The sequence below is a fragment of the Coleofasciculaceae cyanobacterium genome (genome assembly GCA_036703275.1).
GTDB lineage: Bacteria > Cyanobacteriota > Cyanobacteriia > Cyanobacteriales > Xenococcaceae > Waterburya.
In genome coordinates this window covers 1-5,946 of record DATNPK010000100.1, presented here as the reverse complement: position 1 = coordinate 5,946, position 5,946 = coordinate 1, and the positions used below count along the sequence as shown (strand labels likewise).

The following is a 5,946-nucleotide window of genomic DNA, read 5'->3' as shown; positions in this document are numbered from 1 at the left end:
TTTGATTTCCCATTTTTCACTACATCTGTTGATTGGCAAAATGGTCATTTTACTGCTATCCAAACTGTCATTTAATTTTTAATCCTCAAACTTTTCTTGACTTATCAATTATACCCTAATACACTCTTTTGCTACACAACCACAATTTCCATTGTAATTATTTCGCTGTCGCTCAAACTTGATGCCAATCCTCTACTTCTTATTTTTTCCCCTTTAGTAATTTTTTTCCACAAATCATCCACACTACAGAAAACAGTAATGATAAAATCGTGACTTACTAAACATCGTCCCATCGAGATTGAAAATACTAATCATCTCAGATGGGATTTTCATTTTCAAATTTAAAGTCGCACACGGCGTTAATTTGTCTAATTTAAAACAAACCATTAAAGCTTATAAGAAACGAATGGGAATCGAAGCAATGTTCAAAAATTGTCCTAAAGGACTAGCTTCGCGTCGTAAATCAGGTGGTTATAACTTAGAGCAATGTCATAGTAACAATAAACGTTTATTATCCTTAAATTTTACTGATAGCGATCGCTTACACTTGTGCCATCAAAAAAGGTCAATCAATTATTTTAAAAGGAGTCCAAGAATATATCTGCCGCTTAAAAGAAAACCCTTAGAAAACAGAAAAGACATAGTAATTTCTGGATAGGTTTATATGGTAGTTTGTGGGTTGATAATTTTCAAATGTGTCGCGATTGGATTGAGGAACTAATGAGACTTACTCCTAACAAACTATCTTTTTATCAACAGAGTATGAGAGCTAAAAGCATCATTAGTTCTTCCCTTTGAATGTCTTGTCACCCCCTGAGGCAAAAAATAAGAAGAGGTGTGTAGCACAATGAATTTCAAACAATTGTACTTAAGGCTTTCACTTTGGTTCTGTGGCAATAACTGTCTGAATCTCTTCTTATTCTGGATTTTTTGCTGTATTCCTTCATTTTTTGCCACAGAACCCTTTTTAGTTTAGTTGCTCTCAACAGTCTATCTTGACAAAGTATCTTTTCAATGTTGAGCATAATTATCTTGCTGTCATCATTGTCTTTCAGTCTATTATTCACTATTTCGCAACAAGTCTAATATCGATGTTGCTCAGCTTATCTGTTCTCCCTCTGGCAAATTCTTGGCTGCTAGAGTAACTGAAAAGCTAGTACCTATCCCAACTTTACTTTCTAACTCGATTTTGCCGTTGTGTATCTCTACAAGATTTTTAACAATTGCTAGACCTAAACCAATACCAGCTATACTGCCAACATTGCTCCCCCGTGAAAATGGGTCAAATAGTCGTTGTTGGTCTACTTCTGGAATACCAATCCCCCTATCCTTAATCTTAATAATTACTTGTTCTTTTTCACATAAAACTTCAAACTTAATTTTGCTCCCATTTGGAGAATACTTGATAGCATTTGATAGCAAATTGGTAAGAATATAGTGCAATATATTTTTATCAATGCAAGTAATTTTGCAGTCACAGCGACTGAAAAATTCAATAGTTTGCTGTTTGCCGTTGCTTAACGGCTGCATTTGTGTTGCTAAAGCGCGACAAAAGCCAGCAAGATCGACTGGTTTTGGCTTAAAGTCAATTTGTCCAACTTCCGACTTGCCAAAAAACAGTAATTCATCTAACAACACGTTAATCTGCTCGACTCCGGTTTGAATATTATCGAGATACAACAGTCTTTGGTCGTCAGTCCGTTTGTTTACATAGCGTTTTAATAGGCTATTGGCGAAGGAAATAATATTTAACGCAGAGCGAAATTGATGGCAGACCATAGAAATAAAGTATGATCGCAGTTGGCTTAGTTGTTTAGCTTCTTTGATCGCCTGAGCTGTCTCTATATTGTCTTGAATTCTTGATAGTTTTGACTCGGTTTGCTGTTTAAATTCGGTAATATCCCAAATACTCCAGACTCTACCAATAATTTTGTTATCCAGTCGTAGAGGCTTAGAATATTGAGCAAATACTTTACCGTCTTTTAGTTCTAGAATGTCGTAGGTTTCAGCCTCAGATTCTCTAGAAATCTCCCAAACAGGATGGCGAAAGACTTCTGGATTTTTAAGCTGAGATGCGAAAAATTTTTGGCATTCTTCAGTGTCTTTTGATAAAATTAGCAAGTCGGAAATTTTCCACATCTCCAAAAATTTTTGATTTTGGCTAAGAACTTCTCCTTCATAGCTAACCGCAGCAGTGCCACAAGCAGTCGAATCTAAGGTGGCATGCACTAGGGATAAAGTTTTTGTTAGTTGAGATTTTGTCTCTTTAAGTTGAGAAATCTCTTGGTAAAGATTGTTGATGCTACCATTGCTATCAAAAGAATTTGCGTTTTGGGTAGGTTGTATCTTTTCTACGCTGCGGACAAAAATACAGCTAAAGTCACTGTCCCGTTGTCTTATATAGGTAAAAATAAGCTCTACTGGTAAGAATTTCCCGCTTCGAGTTTGATGTTGAGATTTTATAACAAGAAAATTTTGCTGCCTGAGAGATAGCAATTGCTTTAACCAAGTTTCTTGTGAGAAATTTAAGTCTATGTCAGACAAACTCATAGATAGCAATTCCTGACGAGAATACTCAAGTTGACAGCAGGCAGCATCATTAAGATAGACAAAGCGAGCCTCCGAAGATAAACAAAAAACTGCGTCTGAGAGATGATTGACAAAATACTTAAAGAAAGACGCATCTTTTTCAAGTAGCCCTGGAGAATCTAGCATTGTTAATTTAAAGAATGTAACTTTTGACCAGTTTTATTTTACTTTCGGTTGTTTTAGCAACAACATGATAGTCAATTCAACATAAGATTGAGCTTTTTAGCAAATCTTTCTACTTCAATTTTGAAGTTAGTATCGAGTAAACTTTAACAACAATTTTTGACTAATAACTTCAGCTATTTGCACATAATAGAGTTGTCGGGAAATAGGGCGCAAAATCTTTAAAAGCTTTATGCAGTAAACGTTTGCGTCATTTTCGTTGAGAACCGCTACAACCTATAACTAGTTGCGCTTTCAGTCGTTTTCCCCTTTATTAGCCGACAAGTCTAATATTGATAATGATTATACAATGCCCATAACTTTAATATATAAAGATTTCATGAAGTGCTCTTATTAAGCGGTTTATTAGCACGGCGGGTCGATTCATCCGACACCGATGCTACGGGTTCTGTGGCAAAAAATGAAGGAAGACAGCAAAAAATCCAGAATAAGAAGAGATTCAGACAGTTATTGCGAAAATTTGATTGATAAAAGAGATTTGTCCTATGACATCTCCTTTTTCTACATTGCTAATCTGTCCCTTACGGATCATATTCATTGCTTCGTAGCCTTTGATAGTTTTTCGAGGAGAATTAAATAAGCCAAAGCTCATGCCAGGATTGATTAGATGTTTAACGCTACGATGATCCTGCTCCACCATATTATTCAAGTACTTGACCTGTCTGAGTTTGGTCTTTTGAGGCAAAACGGTAGACTTTTTGAGCTGCTCAATCGCCGATGGATAAAAAGGATTTTTATCTACATTTATGACTCTGGGGGGTTGAGTATGAGTCGCTTTGAGTGTTTTGATGAAAAAGCGTTGAGCAGCTTCAGCATCTCGTCTAGCTGTGAGTAAAAAGTCGATTGTATTACCTTGACTATCCACGGCTCGATACGGACAGCTCACGGTGGCGAGGCAACCTCGCCACCCGTGTCCTCACAAATACTTCCACTGTTTCTTGACCTTCACATAAGTCTCGTCCACACGCCAAGAGTCATTAGTGGACTTGAGATGAGGGCCACAACGCCGATCTAGCTCTGGAGCATAATTAAGTACCCAACGATTGATAGTGCTGTGGTCTACTTCAAGTCCCCGTTCCAACATCATTTCCTCTAAGTTCCTGTAGCTGAGAGGATATCGGCAATACTAGCGTACATTCAGTAGAATAATTTCGGCTTGAAAATGTCGCCATTTAAAAAGTTGGGATGACACTATGAATTAGAGTAAGTGAATCCTTAAACTAACACTTTTTTCTTTTCCGCCACAATTTTTGCGACACTACCCAATATTACATATGCAGCTTACCAGCAGATGTAGAAAAGATCAGTAAAGCAATCAAAGCACATTGGGGAATAGAAAATCAATTGCACTGGTCGATAGATGTGGTCTTCGGAGAAGACAAATCACGAATCCGCACAGGTCATGGGTCTGAAAACTTTGGGACGATGAGAAGACAAACCCTAGGACTATTAAAGAGAAATACAACTTTGAAAAAAAGCATTCCATTGAAAAGGTATCATGCCGCAATGGATAATGACTATCTCATTAAAGTTTTATTTACCTGATTTGACGCGTTTGCCCTGCCCAATATGCTTAACCCAAACTCAAGTTAGATTAATTTGGGTGTTGGATTTTTAATTTTTCTCAACACATCTTTCTCTTTAACGCCTTTTTAAAGATGCTTCTCCCTCCAGGCTTGAGGGGTTGTTCCTTTATGTTGACGAAACTGACGGAAGAAATAACAAGTATTTTGATATCCAACTGCCTCGGCAATTTGTTCTATCGATTGTTTAGTACTGCCGAGTAATAAAAGTGCCTGGGCCATACGACGTTCAATAATCCAGCGGTTTACTGTATGTCCTGTTTCTCGCTTGACCTTATTCGTTAAGTAAGCGGGAGAATAACCTACTGCCTTAGCTACGTCGCACAAAGTAATTCCCCTATTATAGTTAGCCTCGATAAACTTGAACACCTCACTATGCTCTGGAACATTCGGAAAAAACAAATCAGTCTCGCGCTCTGAACCCTCAGAAGCCATAGTTCTTTTAGAGAATTGGCAGCTATTATCATAATACGCTTGTAAAAAAGCATGCTTTTTGAGTCGAACTGAAACCACTTCTAGCAATTCTTCTACTGTAAAAGGCTTAATAAGATAATCATCTGCTCCTAGCGACATTCCCTGGCGGCGATCGGCTTTTTCTGCTTTAGCTGTAATAAAAATGAAAGGAATAGTTGCTGTCGTAGCAACTTGACGTAGCTCGCTTAAAACCGCGTAGCCGTCAAGTTTGGGCATAATAATATCGCAAAGCACCAAATTAGGAAGATGTTGTCGTGCTTGCTCAATGCCAATTAAACCATCTTCAGCAGCAAGAGTTTGAAATCCCTCAGTTTCTAAACAGTCCCGAAACATATTGCGGGCAAGTGCTTCGTCTTCAATGACTAGAATTTTGGACATAAATTAGCTATTAACTTTAGGAGGATGTGAGATAAAGTGTGTTTTGCTTAACTTAGATAATTACGGAGCGAATGTACAATGTCCTTACTCAATTTTAAAGAATAGAGGAGTTTTGTCAAGTTATGTAACGAAAATCTGGACAAACTCTATCTTAAGGACTACAAAGACTAAATCAAACAGTAGCCACAGCCATAGCACAAAGTGGCATGGATGAAGCTACTCTAGCTCGTGCTTTAGATTTATCTGAGTCCGAGTAATAAATAATGCGATTAGTAGTTGATGCCAATATCTTGGTGGCGGAATTGATTAGAGAAAGAGGCAGAAAATTAATTGCCCGTCCTGAATTAGAACTTTATATGGCGGAACAGGCTTGGTCAGAAACAACTTATGAACTGAATAAAAGAATCGAAAAAATGATCGATAGAGGTATATTTTCTCCCTCTGTAGGAAAGAATTTGTTAACCAATGCGATTGCTTTAGCTGAAGTCAAAGTAGCCATAGTCCCTCATGAAATTTATGCTCTCTACGAGACCGTTGCTAGTTCGCGAATTCCTCGCGACCCTAAGGTTGTGTAGCAAAAGAGTGTATTAGGGTATACTTGATAAGTCAAGAAAAGTTTGAGGATTAAAAATTAAATGACAGTTTGGATAGCAGTAAAATGACCATTTTGCCAATCAACAGATGTAGTGAAAAATGGGAAATCAAAACAAGGAAAACAACGCTATTGCTGTCGCCATAA

Annotated in this window: 3 protein-coding genes and 1 pseudogene; 1 reads left to right on the top strand and 3 read right to left on the bottom strand. The window is 37.5% G+C overall.

The genetic code is table 11. The features are described from left to right. Positions 1–1,098: 1,098 nt before the first annotated feature. From V6C71_22045 to V6C71_22035, 3 genes and pseudogenes are all read right to left on the bottom strand, one after another. Positions 1,099–2,715, bottom strand: a complete 1,617-nt coding sequence (locus V6C71_22045) for a PAS domain-containing sensor histidine kinase (protein ID HEY9771140.1) — start codon at positions 2,713–2,715, stop codon at positions 1,099–1,101. Positions 2,716–3,211: 496 nt separating this feature from the next. Continuing rightward, positions 3,212–3,967: pseudogene (locus V6C71_22040) on the bottom strand (IS6 family transposase). 457 nt (positions 3,968–4,424) lie between these two features. Further along, positions 4,425–5,207 (bottom strand): response regulator, encoded by a 783-nt coding sequence (locus V6C71_22035; GenBank protein ID HEY9771139.1) that lies wholly within the window; start codon positions 5,205–5,207, stop codon positions 4,425–4,427. A 263-nt stretch (positions 5,208–5,470) separates the two neighbouring features. Between V6C71_22035 and V6C71_22030 the strand changes: the two genes are divergently transcribed. Beyond that, on the top strand, positions 5,471–5,782 hold the full coding sequence (locus V6C71_22030; GenBank protein HEY9771138.1) for a PIN domain-containing protein: 312 nt from the start codon (positions 5,471–5,473) through the stop codon (positions 5,780–5,782). Positions 5,783–5,946 lie beyond the last annotated feature (164 nt).

Coding starts and splice junctions, on each gene's coding strand:
- V6C71_22045 (HEY9771140.1), bottom strand. CDS start 2,715: ATGCTAGATTCTCCAGGGCTACTTGAAAAAGATGCGTCTTTCTTTAAG.
- V6C71_22035 (HEY9771139.1), bottom strand. CDS start 5,207: ATGTCCAAAATTCTAGTCATTGAAGACGAAGCACTTGCCCGCAATATG.
- V6C71_22030 (HEY9771138.1), top strand. CDS start 5,471: ATGCGATTAGTAGTTGATGCCAATATCTTGGTGGCGGAATTGATTAGA.